Below are 24363 nucleotides of genomic sequence, written 5' to 3' on the forward strand. Positions count from 1 at the left end.
CGCCCGGAACGGCCGAACGCCCCGCAGGCAGGGCCTGCGGGGCGTTCGAGGTCGCTCGCCCCCGGGGGAGGGCGTTCGTCAGGTCGGGTCGGGGTCGTTCTCGCCCTGACGCCGGCCGGTGTCGCCGACCAGCTCGCTGACACCGCCGTACGGCTCGTGCCGCTTACCGGCGTGCGCCTCGGCGTGCAGCCGCTCGACCAGGTGCGGGTAGTGCGCCTCGAACGCCGGGCGCTCCGAGCGGATCCGCGGGATCTCCACGAAGTTGTGCCGGGGCGGCGGGGAGGAGGTGGCCCACTCGAGGCTGTTGCCGTGGCCCCACGGGTCGTCGCGCAGGGCGAGCTCACCGTACTTCCAGGACTTCACCACGTTGTAGACGAACGGGATCGTGGCGGCGCCCAGGATGAACGATCCGATCGTCGACACGGTGTGCAGCAGCGTGAAGGCGTCGGTGGGCAGGTAGTCGACGTACCGGCGGGGCATGCCCTCGTTGCCGAGCCAGTGCTGGACGAGGAACGTCGCGTGGAAGCCGATGAAGGTCAGCCAGAACTGCAGCTTGCCCAGCCGCTCGTCCATCATCCGGCCGCACATCTTGGGGAACCAGAAGTAGATGCCGGCGTAGGCGGCGAACACCACGGTGCCGAAGACGACGTAGTGGAAGTGGGCGACGACGAAGTAACTGTCGTTGACGTGCCAGTCCAGCGGCGGGCTGGCCAGGAGCACACCGGTCAGGCCACCGAGGAGGAAGGTGATCATGAAGCCGATGGAGAACAGCATCGGCGTCTCGAACGTCATCTGACCGCGCCACATGGTGCCGATCCAGTTGAAGAACTTGATCCCGGTGGGCACGGCGATCAGGTACGTCAGGAAGGCGAAGAACGGCAGCAGCACCGCGCCGGTGGCATACATGTGGTGCGCCCACACCGCCAGCGAGAGGGCGCCGATCGCCATCGTCGCGAACACCATGCCCTTGTAGCCGAACAGTGGCTTGCGGGCGAAGACCGGGATGATCTCGGTGACGATGCCGAAGAACGGCAGGGCGATGATGTAGACCTCGGGGTGCCCGAAGAACCAGAACAGGTGCTGCCACAGCATGGGCCCACCGTTCTCGTCCGAGTAGATGAGGGCGCCGAGGTTGCGGTCAGCCAGCATGCCCATGATCGCCGCGGTGAGGATCGGGAACGCGAACAGGACGAGGATGCTGGTCACCAGCGTGTTCCAGGTGAAGATCGGCATCCGGAACAGCGTCATCCCCGGCGCCCGCAGGCAGACGATCGTGGTGATGAAGTTGACGGCACCGAGGATCGTGCCCAGACCGCTGACCGCCAGGCCGGCGAACCACATGTTCGCTCCCGGGCCCGGGGAGTGCACCACCCCCGACAACGGGGTGTAGGCGTACCAGCCGAAGTCGGCGGCGCCGCCCGGGGTCAGGAAGCCCGAGACCGCGATCAGGCTGCCGAAGAGGAACAGCCAGTAGGAGAAGGCGTTCAGCCGCGGGAAGGCGACGTCGGGAGCACCGATCTGCAGCGGCATGATCAGGTTCGAGAACGCGAAGAACAGCGGCGTCGCGAACATCAGCAGCATGACCGTGCCGTGCATCGTGACGAGCTGGTTGTACTGCTCCGGCGACAGGAACTGCAGACCCGGCCGCGCCAGCTCACCGCGCATCAGCAAGGCCATCAGGCCGCCACCGATGAAGAAGGCGAACGAGGTGGCCAGGTACATGAGGCCGATGGTCTTGTGGTCGGTGGTCCGCAGCAGGTTCGAGAGCCGCGAGCCCTTGTCGACCACGTGAGCCGGGCTGGGCCGGCTCACGATGGGCGCCGGTGCAATCGTCACGGCTCGCAGCTTAGACCGTGCCGCGCGGCACCTCAGATCGGGCGGGCCGGGCGCGCCGGAGCGGTCACGGCACCCGCCGGTAGGTGGCCACGTCGACGGAGATCGTGACCTGCACGTCGGCCGGCAACCGCGCCAGCGACGCCGCCAGCCCGGCGGCCGTGAGGTGCCGCGCATGGGGGCCCATCCCCACCAGCGTCGCCACCGCAGCGTGGTCCAGCCGCAGCGTGCGGCGGTGGCGCTCGGCGCCCTCGCGCACCAGGTGGGGTTCCAGGGTTGCGGCCAGCCGTCCGGCCTTTCCGGGATCCACCCGCAGCAGCCCGAGCGGCGCGATGATCTCACCGAGGTGGTCCGGCGCCGGGGTCACGACGACCAGCCGGCCCTCCGGACGGAGGACCCGGGCGATCTCGGGGCCGTTTCGCGGGGCGAAGACGACCAGCGCCCGGTCGACGACGCCGTCGCGCACCGGCAGCCGAGCCCAGGTGTCGGCGACCACCGCGATGGCCCGGGGGTGCGCCCGCGCCGCCCGGCGGGCCGCGTAGCGGCTGGCGTCGAGGACCACGCCGACCGCCCCGGGGAGCCCGTCGAGCAGCCGGGCCAGGTGGTGGCCGGTGCCGCCACCGAGGTCGAGCAGGGTCGCCGGCGCCCCCGGCGCTGTCACCGCGTCGGCGAGCGCGGCCGTGACGGCGTCGTAGTGGCCGGCCGCGAGGAACGCCACCCGGTCGGCGACCATCTCGGCCGAGTCACCGGTCGCCGGGCGTCGCCCGGGCGGCAGCAGCGTGAGGTGGCCCTGCCGGGCACGGTCGACGGAGTGCCCCTCGGCGCAGCACAGCCCCGTGTCCCCCGGCCCGGCCGCGAACGGGGCGGCGCAGACCGGGCAGGCGAGCAGCGCGACCGCGCGGGGATCCAGCGGCGGGGCGCTCACCGGCGCGGCGGCACCGGGTGGAAGGTCACGTCGCGCAGCCGGCCGGCGTCCGCGACGGCGGTGGCGTACGTGCCGTGGGGCTGTCTGCGCCGGTCCGTGGGCGAACCGGGGTTGAGCAGGCGCAGGCCGGACGGCGCGGTCGTGTCCCACGGGATGTGGCTGTGCCCGTAGACGAGCACGTCGACATCGGGGAACCGTGCGTCGCACCGCACCTCACGACCCTTCGCGTCCCCGGTCTCGTGCACGACGGCGAAGCGGATGCCCTCGATCTCCGTGCGAGCGACCTCGGGCAGCCGCTCCCGCAGCGGTCCGTGGTCGTTGTTGCCGTACACCGCGACCAGCCGCCGGGACCGCTCCTCGAACCGGTCGAGCAGTGGCACGTCGACCCAGTCGCCGGCGTGCACCACGACATCGGCCGCGTCGATGGCCGACCACAGCGGATGAGGTAGGTCACGCGCCCGCGTGGGGACGTGGGTGTCCGCGGTGAACACCAGAGAGACCGGCACGGCACCATCGTCCCAGGCGGCCCACCGTCCTGCCGCGGCCGATCCAGCGACCGCGCCCCGCAGCGAGCCGGCGAGGAGTGCGAGGCAGCGGGGGTCCTTCCCTCAGCCCTGCCGGTCGGCGAGCGCGCGCAGCCGCGCGTTGTAGGCGGCCCGCTCGGCGTCGCCGGTGCGGTCGGCGGTGCGATCGATCGTGCGGGCCTGCCGGTCGTCCGACCGCGCCCAGGAGAAGAAGACGACGGCGAGGACGAGCACCGTGGGCAGCTCGCCGAAGGCCCAGACGATGCCGCCGGCCGCGCCCTGGTCCGACAGCGGGTCGATGCCCCACCCGACCGGCGGCACGGCGAAGGTGTCCACCACCAGCGACCCGGCCAACATGATCGCCACGCCGAAGAAGGCGTGGAAGGGCACCGGCAGGAACAGCTCCAGCATCCGGCCGGGGTGGCTCAGCGTCCGCGGCCACGGGTCCTGGGCCACGATCGGGCCGAAGAACAGCAGGCCGGTGACGACGAAGTGGGCGAGCATGAACTGGTGCCCGGCCGGGCCGGACATCAGCGCGTCGAACAGGGGCGTGAAGTAGACGCCGTAGAGGCTGGCGATGAACAGCGGCACGGTGAACAGCGGGTGCGCCACGAAGTGCGCGAACCGGCTGTGCAGCGCGTCGAGCAGCAGCGCCCGGGGCGCACCGGCCGCACCGCGTCCGCGCGGCAGCGTGCGCAACGCCAGGGTCACCGGAGCGGCCAGCAGCAGCAGCAGTGGCGTGATCAGCGACAGCACCATGTGCTGCGCCATGTGGACGCTGAAGATCACCATGCTGTAGCCGTTGAGCCAGGTGCCGGTGACCGCGAACAGGGACGCGACCCCGCCGGTCCAGGCGACGGTGCGCCACCACGGCCAGCTCACCCCGGAGCGGCGCAGCCGCACGACCGCGGCGAGGTAGACGACCAGGCCCACGACGCTGAGCACCGCGAGGACCGACCAGCCCTCCAGGTGCGGCAGGAACATCCGCCCCCACGTCGGCGGGTCCTCGGGGACCCACATGCCCGAGTGGTGCCCGTGCTCCACCGCGATCTCCTCCAGCCGGCCGGTCGTGCGGCCCCACTGTCCCACCGGCGGCGGGTCGGCCGCCCCCTTCCTTCCCCGCGGGTGCACCGGCTCACGATGATCCGGTCACCGGATCGACATCGGCGTCAGTCGTGGACGGGCGCCTCGTGGCCGGCGTGGGTCTCGGCCTCGAGCTGGAACGTGCAGTGCTCCATGTCGAAGTGGCTTCCGAGGCAGGCGCAGAGTGCGTCGAGCACCCGGCCGCCGTGGCCGACTGCCAGCGCCTCGTCGGAGACGACGACGTGCGCGGACAGCACGGGCAGCCCGGAGGTGATCGTCCAGGCGTGCAGGTCGTGCACACCGAGGACCCCGTCGACGGCGACGATGTGCGCGCGGACCTGGTCCAGGTCCACCCCGCGGGGCGCGGCCTCCAGCAGCACGTCGAGGGCGTCGCGGAGCAGGTGCCACGCCCGGGGCAGGACGAGGCAGCCGATGACCAGGGAGGCGACGGTGTCAGCAGGGGTCCAGCCGGTGGTGGCGATGACCACGGCGGCGACGATGACGGCGACCGATCCTAGGGCATCGGCGAGGACCTCCAGGTAGGCCCCCCGCACGTTCAGGGACTCACCGCGGCCGCGGTGCAGCACCGCCAGGCCGATCAGGTTCACCACCAGCCCGACGACGGCGATGGCGAGCATCAGGGCCGACCCCACCTCGGGCGGGTTCCCGATCCGCCGCACCGCCTCGACGAGCACGTAGCCCGCCACACCGAGCAGCAGGACGCCGTTGGCGACGGCCGCGAGGATCTCCGCGCGCTGCCAGCCGAAGGTCCGCCGTCCCCGGGCCGGCCGCTGCGCCAGCGTCACCGCACCCAGGGCGAGCGCGATCCCGGCGGCGTCGGTGGCCATGTGCCCGGCGTCGGCCAGCAGGGCGAGCGACCCGGAGAGCACCGCGCCGACGACCTCGGCGCCGAGCACCGCCACCGTGAGCGCGAGGACGACGGCGAGCCGGCGGCGTTGCGGCCCCGCGGCCGTTTCCGCTCCGTGCGCGTGGCCGTGCCCCATGGACGTGCTCTCCCCTACCACTCTCCGGACGGACACCGGAAGTCTCCACCACACCCGACGCCCCCCGCCGGAACGGTCCGGCGGGGGGCGTCGTCGTGGTGGTGCCGGCGATCAGATCGCGACGCCGCGCTCCCGCAGCCACGGGAGCGGGTCGATCCGCTGCCCGTCGATCCCGCCGACGTGCACCTCGAAGTGCAGGTGCGGGCCGGTCGACTGACCACGGTTGCCGAGCAGCGCGATCGTGTCGCCGGTGCGGACGATCTGACCCGGCTCGACCAGGATCTCGTCCATGTGCCCGTAGACGGTGACGTCGCCGTTGCCGTGCTGGATGTACACGGCCAGCCCGTATCCGCTGGCCGCGCCCGCCTCGAGGACGACGCCGTCCATCGCCGCGTACTCCGGGGTGCGCATGGGGGCGGCGAGGTCGATGCCGGCGTGCAGCGTTCCCCACCGCGGACCGAAGCCGCTGGTGAGCCGGCCCCCGGGAACGGGCAGGACGGCCTTCGGGCGGGCCGCCTCGGCGGCGGCGCGCGCGGCCTCCTCGGTGGCGAGCCGGTCGGCCTCCGCCTGTGCGTTCGCGGCAGCGGCCCGCTCGGCGTCGCGCGCGTTGCGGCTGACCACCATCTCGCGGAGCAGCGAGGTGTCCTCGGCGTCGACGACCTCGGCCGAGGCGGACCCCTCGATGCCCAGCTGCTCGGCCACGCTGACCGAGTGGCTGACCGTGTGGGTCTCCACGGCGGCCGGCTCGCCGACCGAGGCGCCGCTCACGCCGAGCGCCCCGACCAGAACGGCGGCGAGGTAGAGCGCGGAACGCCGACGCCCCGACGGCGGGCGTCGGGCCAGGAGCCCGCGGCGCCCGCCGGCCCCGGCAGCGGCCAGGGCGGCCGGGGCGTCCTTCACCACGACGACGGCGGCAGGTGCGGCGAGGGGCGCGTCGACCAGCGCGGCGATGTCGGTGACCGGAGCCAGGGCGGTGAGATCGACCGCGGACCGCTTGTACGGGGTGGGCCGGCGCCGCACCGGGGCCGCATCCGCCGCCACCTCGGTGGCGGCCTCCCGGGCGATGGTGGCCCGACGGACCTCGGATGCCTGCGCCTTCCCCTCGCGCTGCGGCGGAACCGTGGACGGGGCCTTCTCCTCGACGTCCCCGCTGGTGGAGCGGACCGGGGCGAGCGACGGGGTGGCCGTCTCGGCCGGCGCCGCATCCTCCTGGGGGAGGCGGTCGTGGTGGAGCGAGCTCATGCACCTGACTTCCGTCGGCGGACATTGCACTGCGACTCCCGGGGAGAGGAGCGGGGCCCATGTAAACACGCCGTGATGGGTTCGTGATCTGAGGATGGGGGTAATGACCTGCAGTTCTGTGAACCGGGTCACCGAGCTTCAGCGATGTCATTCGCCTCCGGGTAAGCGCGGATGGACAGAAAGTGATTAACACGCCGTAGATGGTTGAGAGCGGCGCGATCCGGCTCACGAAGGGGAAAACCACCTGCCCACCGGCCCGATCGAGGGAGTTCCCGCATGCGCGCAGTGACCTGGCACGGACGAGGAGACGTCCGGGTGGACACCGTTCCCGACCCGACCATCCAGGATCAGACGGACGTCATCGTCGAGATCACCTCGAGCGGCATCTGCGGCTCCGACCTCCACCTCATCGAGGTGCTGGCGCCCTTCATGACCGTCGGCGACGTCATGGGTCACGAGCCGATGGGCATCGTGCGCGAGGTCGGCCGTGACGTCACCGCCGTCAAGCCCGGCGACCGGGTCGTCGTTCCGTTCAACGTCTCCTGCAACACCTGCTGGACGTGCTCGCAGGGTCTGCAGTCCCAGTGCGAGACGACGCAGAACCGCGAGCAGGGCATGGGTGCCTCGCTGTTCGGCTACACCAAGCTCTACGGCCAGGTGCCCGGCGGCCAGGCCGAGTACCTGCGGGTGCCGTTCGGCAACACGCTGCCGATCAAGGTGCCCGACGCCCCCCTCGACGACCGATTCGTCTACCTCTCCGACGTGCTGCCCACCGCCTGGCAGGCGGTGCAGTACGCCGGCGTCCCGGAGGGCGGCAGTGTCCTGGTCCTGGGCCTCGGCCCGATCGGTGACATGGCCACGCGCGTCGCCAAGCACCTCGGCGCCGGGCAGGTCATCGCCTCCGACGTCGTACCCGAGCGGCTCGCCCGGGCCCGGCGCAACGGCATCACCGTCATCGACTCGACCGACCAGGCCGAGGTCGTGGCGCGGGTGCGCGACCTCACCGACGGCCGGGGCCCCGACGCGGTGATCGACGCCGTCGGCATGGAGGCGCACGGCTCCCCCTTGGCCACCATCGCCCAGAAGGCCACCGCCGTGGTGCCCGACGCCATCATGGAGCGGGTCATGACCGTGGTCGGCATCGACCGGCTGGCCGCGCTGAACACCGCCATCGAGGCCGTCCGCCGCGGCGGCACGATCTCGCTGTCCGGTGTCTACGGCGGGGCCACCGACCCGCTGCCGCTGATGCGGATGTTCGACAAGCAGATCCAGCTGCGCATGGGCCAGGCCAACGTGTGGCGCTGGGTGCCCGACATCCTGCCGCTGCTGCTCGACGGCGACCCGCTCGGCGTCGACGAGTTCGCCACCCACCGCCTGCCGCTGGAGCAGGCGCCGGAGGCCTACGCGAACTTCCGCCAGAAGAAGGACGGCGCGGTCAAGGTGCTGCTCCAGCCGTGACGCCGGGGCGGGCCGGCAGGACGACCGCGTCTCCGGCCCGCCCGCGCATGCCCGTCCGTCAGCGGGTAGGGCAGTGCCCATGACGATCCCCACTGCCGAGAACTCCGGCACCTTCCGCCTCGGTGACCGCGAGGTCCACCGCCTGGGGTACGGCGCCATGCAACTGGCCGGCCCGCACGTCATGGGGCCGCCGGCCGACCGGGACGCCGCCGTCGCCGTGCTCCGCCGCGCCGTCGAGCTCGGCGTCGACCACGTCGACACCAGCGACTACTACGGGCCGACCGTCGTCAACGAGCTGATCCGCGAGGCGCTGCACCCCTACCCCGAGGACCTGGTCATCGTGACCAAGGTGGGCGCCCGGCGGGACGCCGACGGCGGCTGGCCCGAGGCGCTGGACGCCGACGACCTGCGGCGCGCCGTCCAGGAGAACATCGACCACCTGGGCGTCGAGGCGCTCGACGTCGTCAACCTGCGCATGCCCGGCTTCGCCGAACCGGTGCAGCGCTCGCTCGCCGAGCCGTTCGAGGCGCTGGCCGCGATGCAGCAGGAGGGGCTCGTCCGCCACCTCGGGGTCAGCAACGTGACGCCGCAGATGTTCGCCGAGGCCCGGGCCATCGCGCCCGTCGTGTGCGTGCAGAACCACTACAACCTCGTGCACCGCGCGGACGACCCGCTCATCGACGCCCTGGCCCGCGAGGGCGTCGCCTACACGCCGTTCTTCCCGCTGGGCGGGTTCACCCCGCTCCAGTCGGCCGCGCTGGAGACCGTCGCCCGCCGCCTCGAGACGACGCCGATGCAGGTCGCGCTGGCCTGGCTGCTCGCCCGCTCCCCCAACCTGCTGCTCATCCCGGGCACCTCCTCGGTGGTCCACCTGGAGGAGAACCTGCAGGCCGGCGCCCGCGTGCTGGGGCCGGCCGAGCTCGAGGAGCTGGACCGCATCGGTGGCACCGGCGAGCCCCCCGTCGACCTCTGAGCAGAGGCCCCTGTGCCGTGCCCGCTCACCTGCCAGGGCGAGGGCCGCGCCTTCGGGTGAGCCCACCCGGCGGGCGACCGGGCCGGCCGCCGCCACCGTGTCACGATGGGCCCCGTGACCCGCCCCACCCCCCAGCGCGATGCTGTCCGGACGCTGTTCACCGACCTGGAGGGTTTTCACAGCGCCCAGGACGTGCACGCCCGCCTCCGCGCGGCCGGCGACAAGGTGGGTCTGTCGACGGTGTACCGGGCGGTGCAGTCACTGGCCGACGACGGCGAGCTCGACTCGATCCGCACCGACTCCGGTGAGGCGCTGTACCGCCGCTGCAGCCCGCAGCACCACCACCATCTCGTCTGCCGCACCTGCGGGCGGACCGTCGAGGTGGCCGGCCCGACGGTCGAACGCTGGGCCGAGGGAGTGGCCGGCGAGCACGGTTTCGCCGACGTCAGCCACACGCTGGAGATCTTCGGCACCTGCGGCGACTGCCGCGTCTCCGGCTGACCTCCGGGGCTGCCCCGCCGGACGCCGGCCACGGTCCTCCGGCGGGCGGTCGTCGCCGGTCCGCCGTCGCGCGCGTCCGGTGTCGCGGTCAGCCCTGCAGCGCGGCCGAGAGCGTGCGCAGCTGGGCGACCTGCCAGTCGATGAACGAGCCGGCGTCGTCGGGCGCGGACTCGGCGACCTCGACGACGGGCACGCCGGCGGACTCGGCTGCCGCCCGGAGCTGCTCGGGCACCCCACCCTCGGTCTGGGTGTTGTAGACCAGCACGTCCGCCTCTCCGGCCGCGAGCGCGGCCTGGAAGGCGGCGAGATCGCCCGGCGCCGGCTCGGCCTCGTTGCTGGCGGACTCCCGGTAGCCCTCCGGGGTCACGTCGGTCAGCCCGATCGCCTCGGCCATGTACTCGAACACCGACTCGGTCGCGGCGAACGTGCGCCCGTCGGCGGCGGCCCGAAGCGACTCGACCTCGGTCAGATAGGGCGCCAGCTCCTCCTCCCAGGCGGCGGCGCGCTCGGCGAAGTGGTCCGCGGCGTCCGGTGAGAGCTCGCTCAGCTCGGCGGTGAGCGCCTCGGCGGCCTGCTGCACGTACTCCGGGGAGTACCAGATGTGCGGGTTGACCCCGCCGTGCCCGTGCTCCTCGTCGGCGTGCTCGCCCGTCTCCACACCCACGACGTCGGCCAGGTCGAGCACGGCGGGCGCGGGGTCGACGCCGGTCGCGGCATCCTCCGCCCAGTGGTCGTAGCCGGCGCCGTTGAGGACGACCAGCTCGGCCTCCTGGAAGGCGGCGATGTCGCCGGTGGTGGGCTCGAAATCGTGGGGGTCGACGGCGGTCGAGCTGATGACGGTGGTCACGGACGCGCAGTCACCACCCAGGGCCTCGACCACGTCGCCCCACTGCCCGACCGAGACGACGACGTCGACGACCTCACCCGGGCAGGCGTCGGTGTCGCCGGCGCTGGTGCTCGGCCCACCCGCGTCGGCGTTCCCGCAGGCGGCGAGGGCGAGGATGGCGGCCCCGGCCAGGGCCAGGGCAGCGGGGCGGGGGCGGCGGCGCATCATGATCTCCATGTGGGAGCGGTAATGATTCTCACTACCATCATGCACGACCGGTCCTCCCCGTCCGCACGCGCCCTCCGCCCGTGCGGACGCCCGAGGTGTCAGCGGGCGCGGACGACCCGGGTCTCGTCGAACACCGGCTCGGCGGACTCGTACACCCGGCCGTCGGCACCGAAGACGAGGAACCGGTCGAAAGAGCGCGCGAACCAGCGGTCGTGGGTGACGGCGACAACCGTTCCGTCGAAGGCCGCCAGCGCCTCCTCCAGCGCTTCCGCCGACAGCACGTCCAAGTTGTCGGTCGGCTCGTCGAGCAACAGGAGCGTGGCACCGGACAGCTCCAGCAGCAGGATCTGGAACCGCGCCTGCTGCCCACCCGACAGCGTGCGGAAGGGCTGGTCGGCGGAGTCGGTGAGCCCGTACCGGCGCAGCGTGGCCATCGCCCGCCCGCGGTCCACCCCGGGACGGCCGGGCTCCCCGTGCCACAGCAGGTCGACCGGCGTCCGGTCCTGCCACTCGGGATGGGCGTGCGTCTGCGCGAAGAACCCGGGGACGACCCGGGCGCCCAGCCGCCACCCACCGGTGTGCGCCACCGCCTGACCGGCCAGCAGCCGCAGGAAGTGCGACTTCCCCGCGCCGTTGGCCCCGAGGACGCCCACCCGGTCGCCGTACCAGACCTCCAGGTCGAACGACTTCATCAGGCCGGTGAGCTCCAGCTGCTCGGCCATGACCGCGCGCACCCCGGTCCGGCCCCCGCGCAGCCGCATCGCGACCTTCTGCTCCGGCGGGCGCTCCGGTGGCGGGCCCGCGGCCTCGAACTTGGCCAGCCGGGTCTGCATGGCGTGGTAGCGGTTGGCCATGTCCGGCGAGTTGGCGGCCTGCTGCTGAAGCGTGCGCACGAGGTCGACCAGCCGCTGGTGCTCCTCGTCCCAGCGCCGGCGCAGCTCGGCCAGCCGCTCGTGCCGCGCCGTCCGGGCCTCGTGGTAGCTGGCGAATCCCCCGCCGTGCACCCATGCCGTCCCGCCCTCGACGGTCACCACCCGGTCGGCGACGCGGGCCAGGAGCTCCCGGTCGTGGCTGACGAACAGCACGGTCTTGCGGGTCTCGAGCAGCCGCTGCTCCAGCCAGCGCTTGCCGGGGACGTCGAGGTAGTTGTCCGGCTCGTCGAGGAGCAGCACCTCGTCCGGGCCCCGCAGCAGCGCCTCCAGAGCCAGCCGCTTCTGCTCACCGCCGGACAGCGTGGACAGCTCCCGGTACTTGCACCGCTCGTACGGAACACCCAGCGCCGCCACCGTCACCGTGTCCCAGGTGACCTCCGCCTCGTAGCCACCGGCATCCCCCCACTGCGCCAGCGCGTCGGCGTAGGCCATCTGCGAGCGCTCGTCGTCGGTCTCCATGAGCGCGACCTCCGTGGCGTCGACGGCGTCCCAGGCGGCGCGGACGGCGGCGGGCGAGAGGTCGACCAGCATCCGCTGGACCGTGGTGTCGTCCCGGACCGATCCGATGAACTGCCGCATCACGCCCAGCCCGCCGGTGCGGGCGATCGAGCCCGCCTCGGGCGAGAGGTCGCCGGAGATGATCCGCAGCAGCGTCGTCTTGCCGGCGCCGTTCTCGCCCACCAGGGCGGCCCGGGCACCTTCGCCGACGCGGAAGGCGACGTCGTCCAGGAGTACCCGCCCGTCCGAGAGCGTGTACCGGACCCCGGTCACGTCGACGTATCCCACGCCGTCATCCTGCCCGGCCGGGCAACCCGGTTTCCGGGCGCTCAGCCGATGCGCTGGTCCAGCCGGTAGCGCGCCAGCCGCTCGACCAGCTCCGGCAGGGCACCGACCGGGGAGCCCCCGAGCTCCCGCCGGCAGTCCCGCACGACCCGGACGAGCAGCCGTGGGTCCACCCGGCCGGAGAACTCGCCGCTGAGCCGGCCGATCGCTGCCCTCACCGCGTCGTCAGCGGGTACGCGCTGCGACGGCCCGGGGAGGTGCTGGGAAGGGCGGATCCCGCGGGCCGGCCCGGTCGGCTCGTCGGCGGCGGATCCGGAGGGGCTCGGCGGGACGACCAGGGTCATCGGCGGTCCTTCGTTCCGGAATCGGGGCCCGACCGGGAACGGCCGCGGCGTCTCCACACGGTGTCGTTCCGGCTACCGCCGCGCCAGGGCCCAAAGGCCCACCGGGTCAGCCGAAGGCGATCGAGAGCACCGTCGCGCCGGCCGCGAGCACCATCGCGAGGACGACGAGCGCCGCCACCAGCCTCCGGCGCCGCTCCGCGTCCCGGCCGCCGGCCCCACCCATCCCCATCACCCTCCCGACGCTACCGGCGCCGGCCCGGGCACGGCGCCGAGGGCGCCGGACCGTTGGACCGTCGGACCCGTCTGCCACGGTGGCCGCCGTGACGACGCTGCACGACGTGGCCCTGATGCGCCTGGTCGCCCAGCGGCTCGCGGGGCCGCCGGCACCCGACGCCGCGGCGGCCGTCTCCCGGCTGACCGCCCTGCAGGGCCAGGACCTCCCGGGCGCGATCGCCGCGGTGGCCCTGCGCACCGCGGCGCGGGACCGGGCTGCGGTGCTCCGCGCGCTGGACGAGGGAACGATCGTCCGCTCCTGGCCGATGCGCGGCACGCTGCACCTGCTCCCGGCCGAGGACCTGCCCTGGATGCTCGGCCTGCTGAGCCCCCGGGCCCTCGCCGGGCTGGCCGGACGGCGCGCCGCCCTGGGGCTCACCGGAGCCGACGCCGAGCGCGCACGCGAAGTGACCGCCGCCGCGCTGTCCGGGGGCGGGCGGCTCTCCCGCGGTGCGCTGCTGGCGGCCATCGAGGCGGGCGGTGTCGCGACGACGGGGCAGCGGGGCTACCACCTGCTGTGGTTCCTGGCGCAGACCGGCACCCTGTGCCTCGGCCCCACGCAGGACGGCGAGCAGTTGTTCGTGCTCCTCGACGAGTGGGTGCGCCGGCCCCGCCGGCTGGCGCGGGACGAGGCACTGGCCGAGCTGGCGCTGCGGTACTTCTCCGGGCACGGCCCGGCCACCGTCCACGACCTGGTCCGCTGGGCCGGGACCACGGTGCGCGACGTCCGCACCGGCCTGGCCGCGGTCCGGGACCGGCTGGACCGCGTCGAGGTGGACGGCGAGGAATACCTCCTCGACCCCGCCACCCCCGACCGGTACGCCGCGCACCGCGACCAGGCCCGGGAACCGCTGCTGCTCCCCGGCTTCGACGAGTACGTGCTCGGCTACGCCGACCGCGACGCGATCCTCGACCCGGCCTTCGCCGAGCGCATCGCGCCCGGTCGCAACGGCGTCTTCCGGCCCACCGTGGTCGTCGACGGCCGCATCGCCGGCACGTGGCGCCCCTCCCGGCGGGGCAGTGCACGCGCGCCGGAGGCCGAGCCGTTCACCACCTGGGACGCGGACGTGCAGGCCGCCGTCCCCCGGCTCGCCGCCGCCTGGCCCTGACCGCCGCCGGCCGGGCGCGGCTCAGCGGCGCTCGACGAGGAAGACCGGGATCTGCCGGTCGGTCTTCTGCTGGTACTCCGCGTAGGCGGGGTAGGCGGCCACGGCCCGTTCCCACCACTCGTCCCGCTCCGCGCCGGAGATCTCCCGCGCCACGCCGTCCCACGGTTCAGGGCCGTCCTGCACGGTCACCTGGTCGGGGTGTGCCCGGAGGTTGGCGACCCACGCGGGGTCGGTGGGCGCCCCGCCCTGCGAGCCCACCATCGCGTAGACGCCGTCGTGCTCGACCCGCATCAGCGGCTGCTTGCGAACCTTGCCGCTGCGCGCACCGCGAGTGCTGAAGATGACCACCGGCAACCCGGTGTCCCGCAGCGTGCTCGCCTCGCGGCCGCCGGTCGCCTCGTAGCGCTCGACCTGGTCGCGGACCCACTGCTGCGGACTCGGTTCGTACTCACCCTCCAACGGCATGCACCCGAATCTAGGGCCGGCACGGCCGCTGTGCCCGGCGACCCGAGTCGCGGGCACGCGGAAGCCGGTGGCACCGTTCGGACGGCCGGTCAGCGGGAGGAGCAGCACGGGATGCGGTACAGCGAAGCTGCCGACCTCGACACGTCGAGCGTCCGGGACGTCCGCGGTGGCGGCGGGCTCCGTGGTGCCCGCGGCGTCGCCGTGGGCGGCGGTGGGCTCGGCCTGATCGGCCTCCTGGTCGTGGTGCTGCTCCAGGTCCTCGGGGGTGGGGCCGGGGCCGGGGCCGGCGGGCTCTCCGTGCTCGGCCAGGGGCAGACGACCGACATCGGCCGGCTCGAGGAGAACTGCCGCACCCGCGCCGACGCGAAGGGCGGATTGTTCGTCGACGCCTACGTCGTCGCCCACGAGTACGCCCACCGCGTGCAGAACCTGCTGGGCATCAACCAGCAGGTCACCGCCGGTGAGACGGTTCCCGACGAGTCCGGCCAGCCGCTGATCGCCGAGATCACCGACGACGACATCGCCCGTGCTCTGGACGCCGCCGCCCGCATCGGCGACGACTTCATCCAGGAGGACCTGGGCAGCGGCACGGTCGACCAGGACGCGTTCACCCACGGCTCTTCCGAACAGCGGCAGCGCTGGTTCCGTACCGGGTACGAGACCGGTGACCCCAGCCGCTGCGACACCTTCGCCACCGACGACCTGGGCTGATGGAAGGACCCCCATGCCCCCCACCACTCGCACGCTCGCGCCGGGACCCTGCATGGGGGCCACCAACCTCCGCGTGACGCGGGACGGCTCCGTCGCCGTCCTCACCATCGACCGGCCCGAGAAGCGCAACGCCATGACGGTCGGCATGTGGGCGGCGCTGCCCGCCGTGCTGGCTCCGCTCGCCGAGGACCCCGGAGTCCGGGTGCTGCTGGTGACCGGCGCCGGCCCGAGCTTCTGCGCGGGCGCCGACATCTCCGACCTGCTCGGCGGCGACGACCCCCGAGACCCGATGGCCGAGGTCCGGCGGCACAACCTGGCCGCCCAGGCGGCGCTGCGCACCTTCCCCAAGCCGACGGTGGCGGTCGTCCGCGGCCACTGCATCGGGGGCGGGGTCGAGCTGGCCACCTGCTGCGACCTGCGCTTCGCCGACCACTCCGCGGTCTTCGGGGTGACCCCGGCCAAGGTCGGCATCGTCTACACCCCGTCGTCGACCAAGGCGCTGGTCGACCTCGTCGGCCCCGCGACGACGAAGTACCTGCTCTACAGCGGCGAGCTCATCGACGCGCCCACCGCGCTGCGCACCGGTCTGGTCGACCGGCTGGTCGAGGCCGACGACCTGGAGGCCGAGGTGCACCGGTTCGCCGCCGTGCTCGCCTCCCGCTCGGCACTGACCCAGCGCGCCACCAAGGAGGTCGTCGCCGACCTGGGCGGCGGCGGGGACGGCGAGACGCGGGCCGCGACGCGGTACCTCGAGACCATCGCCGCCGGCGAGCTGGCCGAGGGCGTGGCGGCCTTCGCCGAGCGGCGGCCGCCGCGGTTCCGCTGGTCGGGCTGATCCCCGGAGTTTGATCAGCCCCCGGCGGCGGGTACCCCACCCGCTGCGCGGAACGGTGCTCTCACGAGCGGCGCGGGGGACGGCGCAGCGCCGGCGCTGCTTTTCCTCGCCTCCCCGGTCCCGCCCCGTGACGCATGGACGCGCCGGGTCGACTTCGGTCAGCTCTCCCGCCCGACACCAGCGGCGCTGACCCGTCGTCGTGACGGCCACCCGGCCCGGTCAACGACCGAGCCGGATGTGTGCCGCAACGGCGGCGGGGTAGCGCCACCACCGACCACGCAGTTTGCCGAGGAGGACCGATGACTCACTCCATCGATGCCCCGTTCCCGCCACCGGTTCCGGCCACGACGGGCGCCAGCACCACCACGACCGAAAGCTCGTCGACCAAGGACGTCGCCAAGGACGAGGCCAAGCACACCACGGACGTCGCCAAGAACGAGGCCCGCAACGTCGGGCAGACCGCCGCGCAGGCCGGTAGCGAGGTGGCGTCGACCGCCGCCGACCAGGCCAAGCACGTGGCGCACGAGACCCAGCGCCAGGCGAAGGACCTCGTCGAGCAGGGCCGGGCGCAGCTCAAGGAGCAGACGGTCTCGCAGCAGCAGAAGGCGGCCGAGGGCCTCAACGCCATCGCCCAGCAGATGCGCGGCCTCGCCGACGGCAGCAGCGAGGGCGCCCCCGGGCCGGTGCGCGACCTGCTCCAGCAGGCGTCGGGCACGGTGGAGGACTTCGCCTCCATGCTGCAGAACCGTGAGCCGGCCGAGCTGCTCGACGAGGTGCGCAGCTTCGCGCGTCGCAAGCCGGGCCTCTTCCTGCTCGGCGCCGCGGCCGCCGGTGTCCTCGCGGGCCGGCTGACCAGTGGCACGAAGGCCGCGCACTCCAGCTCCGGTTCGGGGTCCGGTGACGGCAACGGCTACCGCAGCACGCCGACGAACTACGTCGACCCCGCGCCGACGTACTCGGGCTACTCGACCGCCACCACCGGCACGGGCGTCGGCACCGGCACGGGCGCCACCCCCGGCACGGGCACGGGGGCGCCGCTGCCCCCGCCGCCGTACGGCACGGTGCCGCCCGCCGGGGGCACGGTGCCCCCGACCACGCCCGCAGGCTGGGACGACCCGGCTCGCCGGCCCGGTGAGGTGGGCTGACATGACCTCCCCCTACTCCGGGGCCACCCCTGCCGGGGCCACCCCCGCCGGCGCCACCCCCCACGGCTACGCGGACCCGACGCCGCAGAACTACGCGGCTGACTACCCCGAGGGTCAGAACTACAGCGGCGGCATGGGCACCCCGACGACCGACGCCGGAAACCCCGATGTCGAGGGCGTCTCCGTCGGTGCCCTGATCGGCGAGGTCGCCAAGGACATGTCCACCCTGATGCGGCAGGAGCTCGAGCTCGCCAAGTTGGAGCTCAAGGTCGAGGCGAAGAAGGCGGGGACGGGTGCCGGACTCTTCGGCGCCGCCGGTTTCGCCGCCTACATGACGATCCTTTTTCTGTCCATCGCACTGTGGTGGGCGCTGTCCCACCTGGTGGGCCACAGCTGGTCCGCGCTGATCGTCGCGGTCCTCTGGGGCATCGTCGCTGCGGTGGCGGGTCTGATGGGCAAGAAGAAGTTCGACCAGGTAAATCCGAAGCCCGAGCGCACCGTCGAGACCCTGTCGCAGGTTCCCGGCGCCATGAAGCCCAACTGACCACCCGACCGCGAGGAGTCGCAACAATGACCAGCAGTGACCCGGACGTCATCCGGCGGCAGATCGAGGACACCCGGCGCGAGCTCAGCTACGACGTCGATGCCCTCAACGAGAAGGTCAACCCGTCCCGCGTCATGGACCGTCGGGTGACCGCGGCCAAGGGCCGCGTGAGCAGCCTCCGGGACAAGGTGATGGGTACCGCCCACGAGACCACCTCGGCGGCGCACGGCAAGGCGTCCAACGCCGCCGGCTCCGTGCACGACACGGCCTCGAACGCGGCCGGAACCGTGCAGGACGCGGCCTCGAACGCGGCAGGCAGCGTGCAGCACGCCACCTCCTCCGCGGTCGGTGCAGTGCAGCAGGCGCCGGAGACGATCACCCGCCAGGCCCAGGGCAACCCCTTGGCCGCCGGCCTGATCGCCTTCGGTGCGGGGTGGCTGGTGTCCAGCCTGCTGCCCGCCTCGCAGAAGGAGCAGCAGCTGGCCCAGCAGGCCGAGACCGCGCTGCGCGAGAACAAGGACGCGCTGCTCCAGCCGGCCAAGGAAGCCGCGCAGGAAATGGGCGAGCAGCTCAAGCCGGCGGCGCAGCACGCGATGGAGGAGGTCAAGTCCACCGCTCAGGACGCGACCGAGACCGTCAAGCAGGAGGGCCAGTCCGCGGCTCAGGACGTGCAGGGTCAGGCCCAGCAGTCCAAGGACTCGGTCCAGGGCCAGGCCCAGCAGTCCAAGCAGTCGGTGCAGAGCCAGTCCGGCTCCTGACACCTGCGGGTCCGCCGACCCGCACCGTCCGCACTGCGCCCCGCCGGGTCCACCCGGCGGGGCGCAGTGCTGTCCGGGGTGCCCACCCGATCGGGTGAGCCACCCTGGTCCGCGCTGCAGGCCCCCCGTCGGGGCGCCGTTCCTCCCCTGGACGACGCCACCGGTCCCACCACTCCGCGGTGCGGGACCTCGACCGACGGGAGCATCCGTGGACCCGGCCCAGCACCACCTCCCTGGCGGCCTCCCCGCCCGGCCCGGCCCGACCGGGACCGTCCGGGTGGTCGTGGCCGACGACGAGGACGACATCCGCGACCTCGTGACCCTCGCCGTGCGCAAGGCCGGCTGCCAGGTCGTCACGTCGGCGCCCGACGGGACCGCGGCTCTCGCCGCGGCCCGGGCGCAGCTGCCCGACCTGGCGGTCCTGGACGTCTCGATGCCCGGCATGACGGGGCTGGAGATCTGCGCCGCCCTGCGCGCCGACCCGGCCACCGCCGCCATCCGGATCCTGCTGCTGTCGGCGGGCGCCTCCCCCGACGAGGTCGCCCGCGGCCTCTCCGCGGGAGCCGACGCCTACCTGGCCAAGCCCTTCACCGTCGCCGGCCTGGTGCACCGGGTCCGGGAGCTGACCGTCGGGGAGCCGGTGGCATGACCGTCGCCGTCCTCGACCGGACGCGCTCCACCATGGCCCGCCACCGCCTGCTCGACGTCGACGCGTGGCAGGCCGGCGCCAGCGGGCCGGTGCGGTGCGCCCTCCTGTTCACCGCGGCGGCCGTGCCGCTGGCCGGCTCCGTGCCGGTCGCCGAGCGCGGTGCCGTGCACGCCGGCCTGGCCGTCGCGCTCGCCGCCACGGCGGGCGCCTGGTCCCTCCGTCGCTCGCCCGCCGGCCTCGGCTCCCTGGCCGTGCCGGTCGCGCACCTCACCGCCGTGGGCCTGCTGTACGCCGGCACCGCGTCACCGACGGTGCTGCTGCTCCTCCTCGGCCCGCTCTGGGTGCTCTCCACCCGTCCCACCCGCCGGGGCGTCCCGGTCGCCGTGGCGGGGGCCACCGCCGTGCTGGCGGTCCCCCACCTCGTGGGCGCCGTCCCCGCGGCCGACGACCTGCCCGGGGCCCTGCTGCTCGGGCCGGTGGTGGTCGCCGTCGGCAGCCTCGCGGTGAACGGGAACACCCGCCGTCTGGCGGAGCAGGCGCGCCGCATCGTGCAGCTCCAGCGGGAGCAGGCCGCACTGCTCGAGCAGGTGCAGAGCCGCGCCGACGAGCTGGACACCGCGTCGCGCATCCTCGCCGCCCGCGCCCAGACCATGACCAGCGTCATCGACGCCGTCACCGAGCAGTCCATCATCGGGACCGACCGCGACGGCACCATCCGGGTCTGGAACCCCGGCGCGGAGAGGATGCTCGGCATTCCGCGCGCCGACGTCGTCCGGACGCGCTCGGTCCTCGACTTCCACCTCCCCGAGGAGCTCGCCGCGACCGCGAAGGACGGTGGTTCGCCCGCCGGGTTCGACGCCCTGGTGCACGTCGCGCGGGAGAAGGGCAGCGACGTCCGCGACTGGACCTACGTCGCCGCCGACGGGCGGCACCGGACCGTCTCGGTCGCCATCACGCCGCGCTCCGACGACCGAGGCGCCCACGCCGGCTGGAACTTCGTGGGCACCGACATGACCGAGGTGCGGGCCACCGAGCGGATGAAGGACCAGTTCGTCAGCCTGATCAGCCACGAGCTGCGCACGCCGCTCAGTTCGATCCTCGGCTACCTCGAGCTGGTCATGGACGACGAGGACCAGCCGCTCACCGCCGAGCAGCGGCAGTACCTGTCCACCGTCGAGCGCAACGCCCAGCGGCTGCTGCGGCTGGTCGGCGACCTGCTCTTCACCGCCCAGGTCGAGAGCGGCCGCTTCACCCTGCAGCCGGACGACGTCGACCTCGGTGCGGTGGTCCGTGCCGCGGAGGAGAACGCACGGGTCGCGGCCGCCGCCGCGGGCGTGGAGGTCGCCGTCGACGTCCCCGCCGACGCCCTGGTCGTCTCGGGCGACCCGGTCCGACTGGGCCAGGCGTGCGACAACCTCGTCTCCAACGCGGTCAAGTTCACTCCCGCGGGCGGGCAGGTGCGGCTGACGCTGCGGCGCGCGTGGCGACAGCCGGACGGGCAGCCGGCGGCGAGCGGCGAGCGGCGAGCGGTCCCCGTCGCCCTCCTGTCGGTGGCCGACACGGGGATGGGCATTCCGGCCGGCGAGCAGGGCCAGCTGTTCACCCGGTTCTTCCGCTCGTCCACCGCGCAGCGCAACGCCGTCCCGGGCGTCGGCCTCGGCCTCGCGATCACCAAGGCGATCACCACGGCCCACGGCGGGACGCTGAGCATGGAGAGCACCGAGGGGGTGGGCACGACCTTCACGATGGCGCTGCCGTGCCCCGGCGACCGGTGACCGCCCCGACCGGCACGCGCCCCCCGATCCCGCCCGGGACGGGGGGCGTGCCGCGTCCGGGGGCCGTCGCACTCCCGACTGCGTGGTTCCCGCCGATCCCTTGCGGATTCCTTGCGGAAGGCGGGCGGGTGGCGTGCGGAACGACCTTCAGAGTCCTTGGTGTCGCCGGAGGACACGGCGGCACCGACACGGACACCGGGAGATGCAGGACATGACCGCCAAGACCGCCACCTCGAACACCCGCAAGGTCGTCGGCTCGCTCGGCGTTCTCGCCGCGGCCGCCGCCGTCGCCGGCCTGGGGACCTTCGGCACCTTCACCGACAGCACCACCCCGGTGACCAGCACCGTCGCCACCGGCACCCTCACCCTCACCGCCACCCAGCAGGGCACCCTGCCGTTGGACGTCTCCGGCTTCGTGCCCGGCGACAGCCTCACCCGCTCGATCAACCTGCACAACGACGGCGACGTCGCCTTCTCCGGCATCCAGCTGCACACCACCGACGCGACGCCGACCGTGCTGACCTCGGATGCCACGAACGGCCTGCAGCTGTCCGTCCGCTCCTGCGGTGTCGCGTGGAGGCAGTCCGGTACCGGCTACACCTGCGACAGCGGCGAGAAGTCCCTCGGCTCCGGTCCGGTCCTGCGAAGCACCTACCTGAGCGGCGCGGGCTCGCTCGCGGTCGACGGAACCGACTTCCTCGCCTACACGGTCTCGCTGCCGACGACGGCCGACGACACCTTCCAGGGCAAGTCCGCCGCCCTGAGCCTGACCTTCTCGGGCACGCAGCGCACCGGCATCACCCGCTGACCTCCGCCCGACGACCACCCGGAGACCGCCATGACCACCGTCCTCTCCGTCCGTCGCCCGGGGGCAGCCGCAGCGCCGCTCCCGGCCGGGGACGAGCGCTCCACGGCCGGCCGCCGCGCCGACCGGGGCCACCACGTCCTGGGCCGCACGGCCCCGTGGCTGGTCCGCGGGGTCATGGGGATCGCCGTGCTGGCCTTCGCGTTCCTGGCCGTCGGGCCGCACGCCTTCGGCTACCGCACGATGACCATGCTGACCGGGAGCATGGCCCCGGACATCGAGCCGGGTGACATCACCGTCGTCACCCCGCTCCGGGTCACCGACGTGACCGAGGGCATGGTCATCGCCTACCACGTGCCCATCGGCGACCGCAGCCTCGTGACCCACCGCGTCGTCTCGGTCGAGCACACGCCGGACGGCCGCGTCCAGGTCCGGACCAAGGGCGATGCCAACGCGGCGATCGACCCCTGGACCGCCGTCCTGGAGGGTGACACGGCCTACCAGGTCCGCGCCGTCATCCCCGAGCTCGGCTCCGTGGTCCAGCTGCTGCGCACCCCGGGAGTGAACCAGGTGCTCCTCTACGGGGCTCCGACCCTGCTCGCCGGCTGGGCCCTCCTGAGCATCTGGCGTCCCACCCGGAACGAGCCGGAGGACGTCCGAGCATGAACACCGCCCGCCGCGCCCTGTCGGTCGCCGGCCTCGTCCTCGCTCTCGCCGCCGGCGGCGCCCTCCCCGCCTGGGCGGTGTTCGGGGACTCCACCACCGTGGCCGCCGGCATCTCGACGGGGACCGTCCAGCCGCCCACGGAGGTCGACACGGCCGGGAGCTGGTGCCTGCTGCTCTCCGATGCCCGTGTCTCCTGGACCCTCAGCACGTCCCCCGACGTGAGCGGCTACCTCGTCACCGGGCACCGCGAGGACGGGAAGACGTTCGTGGTGGGCCGCACCGGCCCGCAGGAGACGAGCCTGAGGGCGATGTACCTGACCCTGGCCCTGGGTTACAGCTACACCTTCACCGTCACCGCCGAGACGCCCTACGGCTGGACGGCGACGTCGGACCACTCCCCGGCCGTGCAGTGCTGACCGCCCTCGTCGTCGACGGCGACGCCACCACTCGCGACCAGGTGTCGGACCTCCTGTGCCTGGGGGGATGGCAGGTGCAGCAGGCCGCCGGCCCGGAGGACGCCGTCCGGCACGCCCTGGTCACCGACGTCGACCTGGTCGTCACCGACTCGGACCTGACCGGTCGCAGCGGTACGGAGATGCTCCGCCGGATCCGGCGCAACGGGTCACGCGCCCGGTTCGTGGTGCTCACCGCCCAGCCGGACGAGGAGGTCCGTCTCCAGGCCTCCGCAGCCGGCGCGCTGACCACGCTCACCAAGCCCGTCTCCGCACGGGCGCTCCTCGACTTCCTGCGCAGCCGGACCACGGGGCCGGCTGCGCAGGTGGACCTTCCGGCCGATGCTGCCGACGACATCGAACTGGTCGTCGGCGAGCTGATGCCCCGGCTGCAGCGGCTCTACGCCGATGCCCTGCCCGCCCGGCTGTCCGCCATCGGCCGGCACACCCGGGCGGGCGACGCGACGGCGGTGGCCTCGGCGGCGCAGACCCTCGCCGGCAGCAGCGGCCAGCTCGGGCACCCGGAGGTCGCCGCGCTCTGCCAGGCGATCGCGGCGGACGCGCGCCGCGGCGTCCTGGCGCACTCCCGGGTCGAGCAGTTGCAGGCCCTGGCGGGCGGCTGACGCGTCCCGGGCGGGGAAGCGTACGAACCGTCCGCTACGCCACGAGGCGGTAACCGACCCCTCGGACCGTACGGATCTCCGGCGAGTGCAGACCGGCGGCCACCAGCTTCCGCCGCAGGTTCGACATGTGGGCCTCGACCAGGCGGAGGTTGCCCTCCCAGTCGGTCTCCCAGACCTCGCGGAGCAACGTCTCCCGCTGCAGGACGCGTCCCGGGCGGGACGCCAGCGCGGCGAGCAGGTCGAACTCGGTGCGGGTGAGGTCGACGACTGCGCCGTCGACCCGAACCTCGCGGCTGTCCTCGTCCACCTCCAGATCGGCCAGCCGGCGCACCGACTCCTGGGCCGGGGCGGCGGCCGGCGCGGCTGATGCGGCGGTGCGCGGGAACCGCAGCATCGCCTGCACCCGCGCCACCAGCTCGCGCGGCGAGAAGGGCTTGACCATGTACCCGTCGGCGCCGACGGCCAGCCCGATGAGCAGGTCGACCTCCTCGGCGCGCGCGGTGAGCATCAGGACGTAGCAGGCGGTCTCGGTGCGGATCTGGCGGCAGATCTCGGTGCCGTCGGCGTCGGGCAGACCGAGGTCCAGGACGATCAGGTCCGGGGCGTCGCGCCGGACCTCCTCCAGCGCGTCAGCGCCGGTGCCGACGGCCCGCACGGCCAGCCCGGCCCGCGCCAGCACCGTGGTCACGAGTTCCCGGATCTCCTGGGTGTCCTCCACCACGAGCACCGACTGGTCGGGCACGACGTCTCTCCTCTGCTGCGGACGGGGATGCGGGAGAGGTCCTCGTCCCGTCACCTGACCCGGTGATCGGCAGCCGGGAGCCCGCGCTTGAGCGCCGGGGGAACTGCCCGGTCCGGTGATGCCACCCGGAGGGGTGAGACGGACGGGGACCGCCT

The 24363-nt window shown here is 73.6% G+C and carries 26 protein-coding genes; 15 read left to right on the forward strand and 11 right to left on the reverse strand.

Annotated elements, in window-relative coordinates; genetic code table 11:
• Positions 1-78 precede the first annotated feature (78 nt).
• The 6 genes from ctaD to ACI791_RS02775 all read right to left on the reverse strand — a co-directional run bounded on the left by ctaD (position 79) and on the right by ACI791_RS02775 (position 6611).
• Positions 79-1836: an aa3-type cytochrome oxidase subunit I gene (gene ctaD, locus ACI791_RS02750; RefSeq protein WP_456584621.1), complete on the reverse strand. Its 1758-nt coding sequence runs from the start codon at positions 1834-1836 to the stop codon at positions 79-81.
• Positions 1837-1900: 64 nt separating this feature from the next.
• Complete coding sequence (locus ACI791_RS02755) at positions 1901-2743, reverse strand: putative RNA methyltransferase (protein ID WP_456584808.1); 843 nt, start codon at positions 2741-2743, stop codon at positions 1901-1903.
• A gap of 11 nt (positions 2744-2754) precedes the next feature.
• Positions 2755-3264, reverse strand: coding sequence for a metallophosphoesterase family protein (locus ACI791_RS02760; protein ID WP_456584622.1), 510 nt, complete (start codon positions 3262-3264; stop codon positions 2755-2757).
• A 102-nt stretch (positions 3265-3366) separates the two neighbouring features.
• The gene (locus tag ACI791_RS02765; RefSeq protein ID WP_456584623.1) at positions 3367-4413 is read right to left on the reverse strand and encodes a cytochrome c oxidase assembly protein; all 1047 of its coding nucleotides are present in this window, start codon (positions 4411-4413) and stop codon (positions 3367-3369) included.
• A 38-nt stretch (positions 4414-4451) separates the two neighbouring features.
• Positions 4452-5369 (reverse strand): cation diffusion facilitator family transporter, encoded by a 918-nt coding sequence (locus tag ACI791_RS02770; RefSeq protein ID WP_456584624.1) that lies wholly within the window; start codon positions 5367-5369, stop codon positions 4452-4454.
• 111 nt (positions 5370-5480) lie between these two features.
• Entirely contained in the window at positions 5481-6611 is a 1131-nt protein-coding gene (locus ACI791_RS02775; RefSeq protein WP_456584625.1) for a M23 family metallopeptidase, read from the reverse strand.
• 276 nt (positions 6612-6887) lie between these two features.
• Here ACI791_RS02775 and ACI791_RS02780 point away from each other — a divergent pair, with 276 nt between their 5' ends.
• The 3 genes from ACI791_RS02780 (at position 6888) to ACI791_RS02790 (ending at position 9543) form a co-directional block, all read left to right on the forward strand.
• Positions 6888-8069 carry an alcohol dehydrogenase catalytic domain-containing protein gene (locus ACI791_RS02780; protein ID WP_456584626.1) on the forward strand — a complete coding sequence of 394 codons (1182 nt, stop codon included), beginning with the start codon at positions 6888-6890 and terminating at the stop codon, positions 8067-8069.
• 79 nt (positions 8070-8148) lie between these two features.
• Positions 8149-9042 (forward strand): oxidoreductase, encoded by an 894-nt coding sequence (locus ACI791_RS02785; protein WP_456584627.1) that lies wholly within the window; start codon positions 8149-8151, stop codon positions 9040-9042.
• A 105-nt stretch (positions 9043-9147) separates the two neighbouring features.
• Entirely contained in the window at positions 9148-9543 is a 396-nt protein-coding gene (locus ACI791_RS02790; protein ID WP_456584628.1) for a Fur family transcriptional regulator, read from the forward strand.
• An 88-nt stretch (positions 9544-9631) separates the two neighbouring features.
• Here ACI791_RS02790 and ACI791_RS02795 read toward each other — a convergent pair whose 3' ends face one another.
• The 3 genes from ACI791_RS02795 to ACI791_RS02805 all read right to left on the reverse strand — a co-directional run bounded on the left by ACI791_RS02795 (position 9632) and on the right by ACI791_RS02805 (position 12656).
• The gene (locus tag ACI791_RS02795; RefSeq protein WP_456584629.1) at positions 9632-10606 is read right to left on the reverse strand and encodes a metal ABC transporter solute-binding protein, Zn/Mn family; all 975 of its coding nucleotides are present in this window, start codon (positions 10604-10606) and stop codon (positions 9632-9634) included.
• A gap of 89 nt (positions 10607-10695) precedes the next feature.
• Entirely contained in the window at positions 10696-12315 is a 1620-nt protein-coding gene (locus ACI791_RS02800) for an ABC-F family ATP-binding cassette domain-containing protein (RefSeq protein WP_456584630.1), read from the reverse strand.
• 41 nt (positions 12316-12356) lie between these two features.
• A complete protein-coding gene (locus ACI791_RS02805; protein ID WP_456584631.1) occupies positions 12357-12656 on the reverse strand; it encodes a three-helix bundle dimerization domain-containing protein in 300 nt (99 codons plus the stop codon).
• Positions 12657-12976: 320 nt separating this feature from the next.
• Here ACI791_RS02805 and ACI791_RS02810 point away from each other — a divergent pair, with 320 nt between their 5' ends.
• A complete protein-coding gene (locus ACI791_RS02810) occupies positions 12977-14038 on the forward strand; it encodes a winged helix DNA-binding domain-containing protein (protein ID WP_456584632.1) in 1062 nt (353 codons plus the stop codon).
• A gap of 21 nt (positions 14039-14059) precedes the next feature.
• Here the strand turns inward: ACI791_RS02810 and ACI791_RS02815 are convergent, their stop codons facing one another.
• Positions 14060-14503 carry a nitroreductase family deazaflavin-dependent oxidoreductase gene (locus ACI791_RS02815; RefSeq protein WP_456584633.1) on the reverse strand — a complete coding sequence of 148 codons (444 nt, stop codon included), beginning with the start codon at positions 14501-14503 and terminating at the stop codon, positions 14060-14062.
• Positions 14504-14614: 111 nt separating this feature from the next.
• On the opposite strand from ACI791_RS02815, the gene ACI791_RS02820 reads away from it, so the two are divergent.
• The 11 genes from ACI791_RS02820 (at position 14615) to ACI791_RS02870 (ending at position 23466) form a co-directional block, all read left to right on the forward strand.
• Entirely contained in the window at positions 14615-15214 is a 600-nt protein-coding gene (locus ACI791_RS02820) for a neutral zinc metallopeptidase (protein WP_456584634.1), read from the forward strand.
• A gap of 13 nt (positions 15215-15227) precedes the next feature.
• Complete coding sequence (locus ACI791_RS02825) at positions 15228-16049, forward strand: enoyl-CoA hydratase/isomerase family protein (protein WP_456584635.1); 822 nt, start codon at positions 15228-15230, stop codon at positions 16047-16049.
• A 299-nt stretch (positions 16050-16348) separates the two neighbouring features.
• A complete protein-coding gene (locus tag ACI791_RS02830; protein ID WP_456584636.1) occupies positions 16349-17194 on the forward strand; it encodes a hypothetical protein in 846 nt (281 codons plus the stop codon).
• 1 nt (position 17195) lies between these two features.
• Positions 17196-17738 carry a phage holin family protein gene (locus tag ACI791_RS02835; RefSeq protein WP_456584637.1) on the forward strand — a complete coding sequence of 181 codons (543 nt, stop codon included), beginning with the start codon at positions 17196-17198 and terminating at the stop codon, positions 17736-17738.
• Positions 17739-17764: 26 nt separating this feature from the next.
• A complete protein-coding gene (locus tag ACI791_RS02840) occupies positions 17765-18496 on the forward strand; it encodes a DUF3618 domain-containing protein (protein ID WP_456584638.1) in 732 nt (243 codons plus the stop codon).
• Positions 18497-18704: 208 nt separating this feature from the next.
• A complete protein-coding gene (locus ACI791_RS02845; protein ID WP_456584639.1) occupies positions 18705-19145 on the forward strand; it encodes a response regulator transcription factor in 441 nt (146 codons plus the stop codon).
• The gene (locus ACI791_RS02850) at positions 19142-20920 is read left to right on the forward strand and encodes a sensor histidine kinase (RefSeq protein ID WP_456584640.1); all 1779 of its coding nucleotides are present in this window, start codon (positions 19142-19144) and stop codon (positions 20918-20920) included. The genes ACI791_RS02845 and ACI791_RS02850 overlap by 4 nt, the downstream gene beginning before the upstream one ends.
• 211 nt (positions 20921-21131) lie before the next feature.
• Positions 21132-21728 (forward strand): TasA family protein, encoded by a 597-nt coding sequence (locus tag ACI791_RS02855; protein WP_456584641.1) that lies wholly within the window; start codon positions 21132-21134, stop codon positions 21726-21728.
• A gap of 30 nt (positions 21729-21758) precedes the next feature.
• Entirely contained in the window at positions 21759-22391 is a 633-nt protein-coding gene (locus tag ACI791_RS02860) for a signal peptidase I (protein WP_456584642.1), read from the forward strand.
• Positions 22388-22807, forward strand: a complete 420-nt coding sequence (locus tag ACI791_RS02865; protein WP_456584643.1) for a hypothetical protein — start codon at positions 22388-22390, stop codon at positions 22805-22807. The genes ACI791_RS02860 and ACI791_RS02865 overlap by 4 nt, the downstream gene beginning before the upstream one ends.
• Positions 22801-23466, forward strand: a complete 666-nt coding sequence (locus tag ACI791_RS02870; protein WP_456584644.1) for a response regulator — start codon at positions 22801-22803, stop codon at positions 23464-23466. The genes ACI791_RS02865 and ACI791_RS02870 overlap by 7 nt, the downstream gene beginning before the upstream one ends.
• A 34-nt stretch (positions 23467-23500) precedes the next feature.
• Here ACI791_RS02870 and ACI791_RS02875 read toward each other — a convergent pair whose 3' ends face one another.
• Positions 23501-24208, reverse strand: a complete 708-nt coding sequence (locus ACI791_RS02875; protein WP_456584645.1) for a response regulator — start codon at positions 24206-24208, stop codon at positions 23501-23503.
• Positions 24209-24363: the final 155 nt, after the last annotated feature.

The organism is Blastococcus sp. SYSU DS0973, from assembly GCF_054051055.1.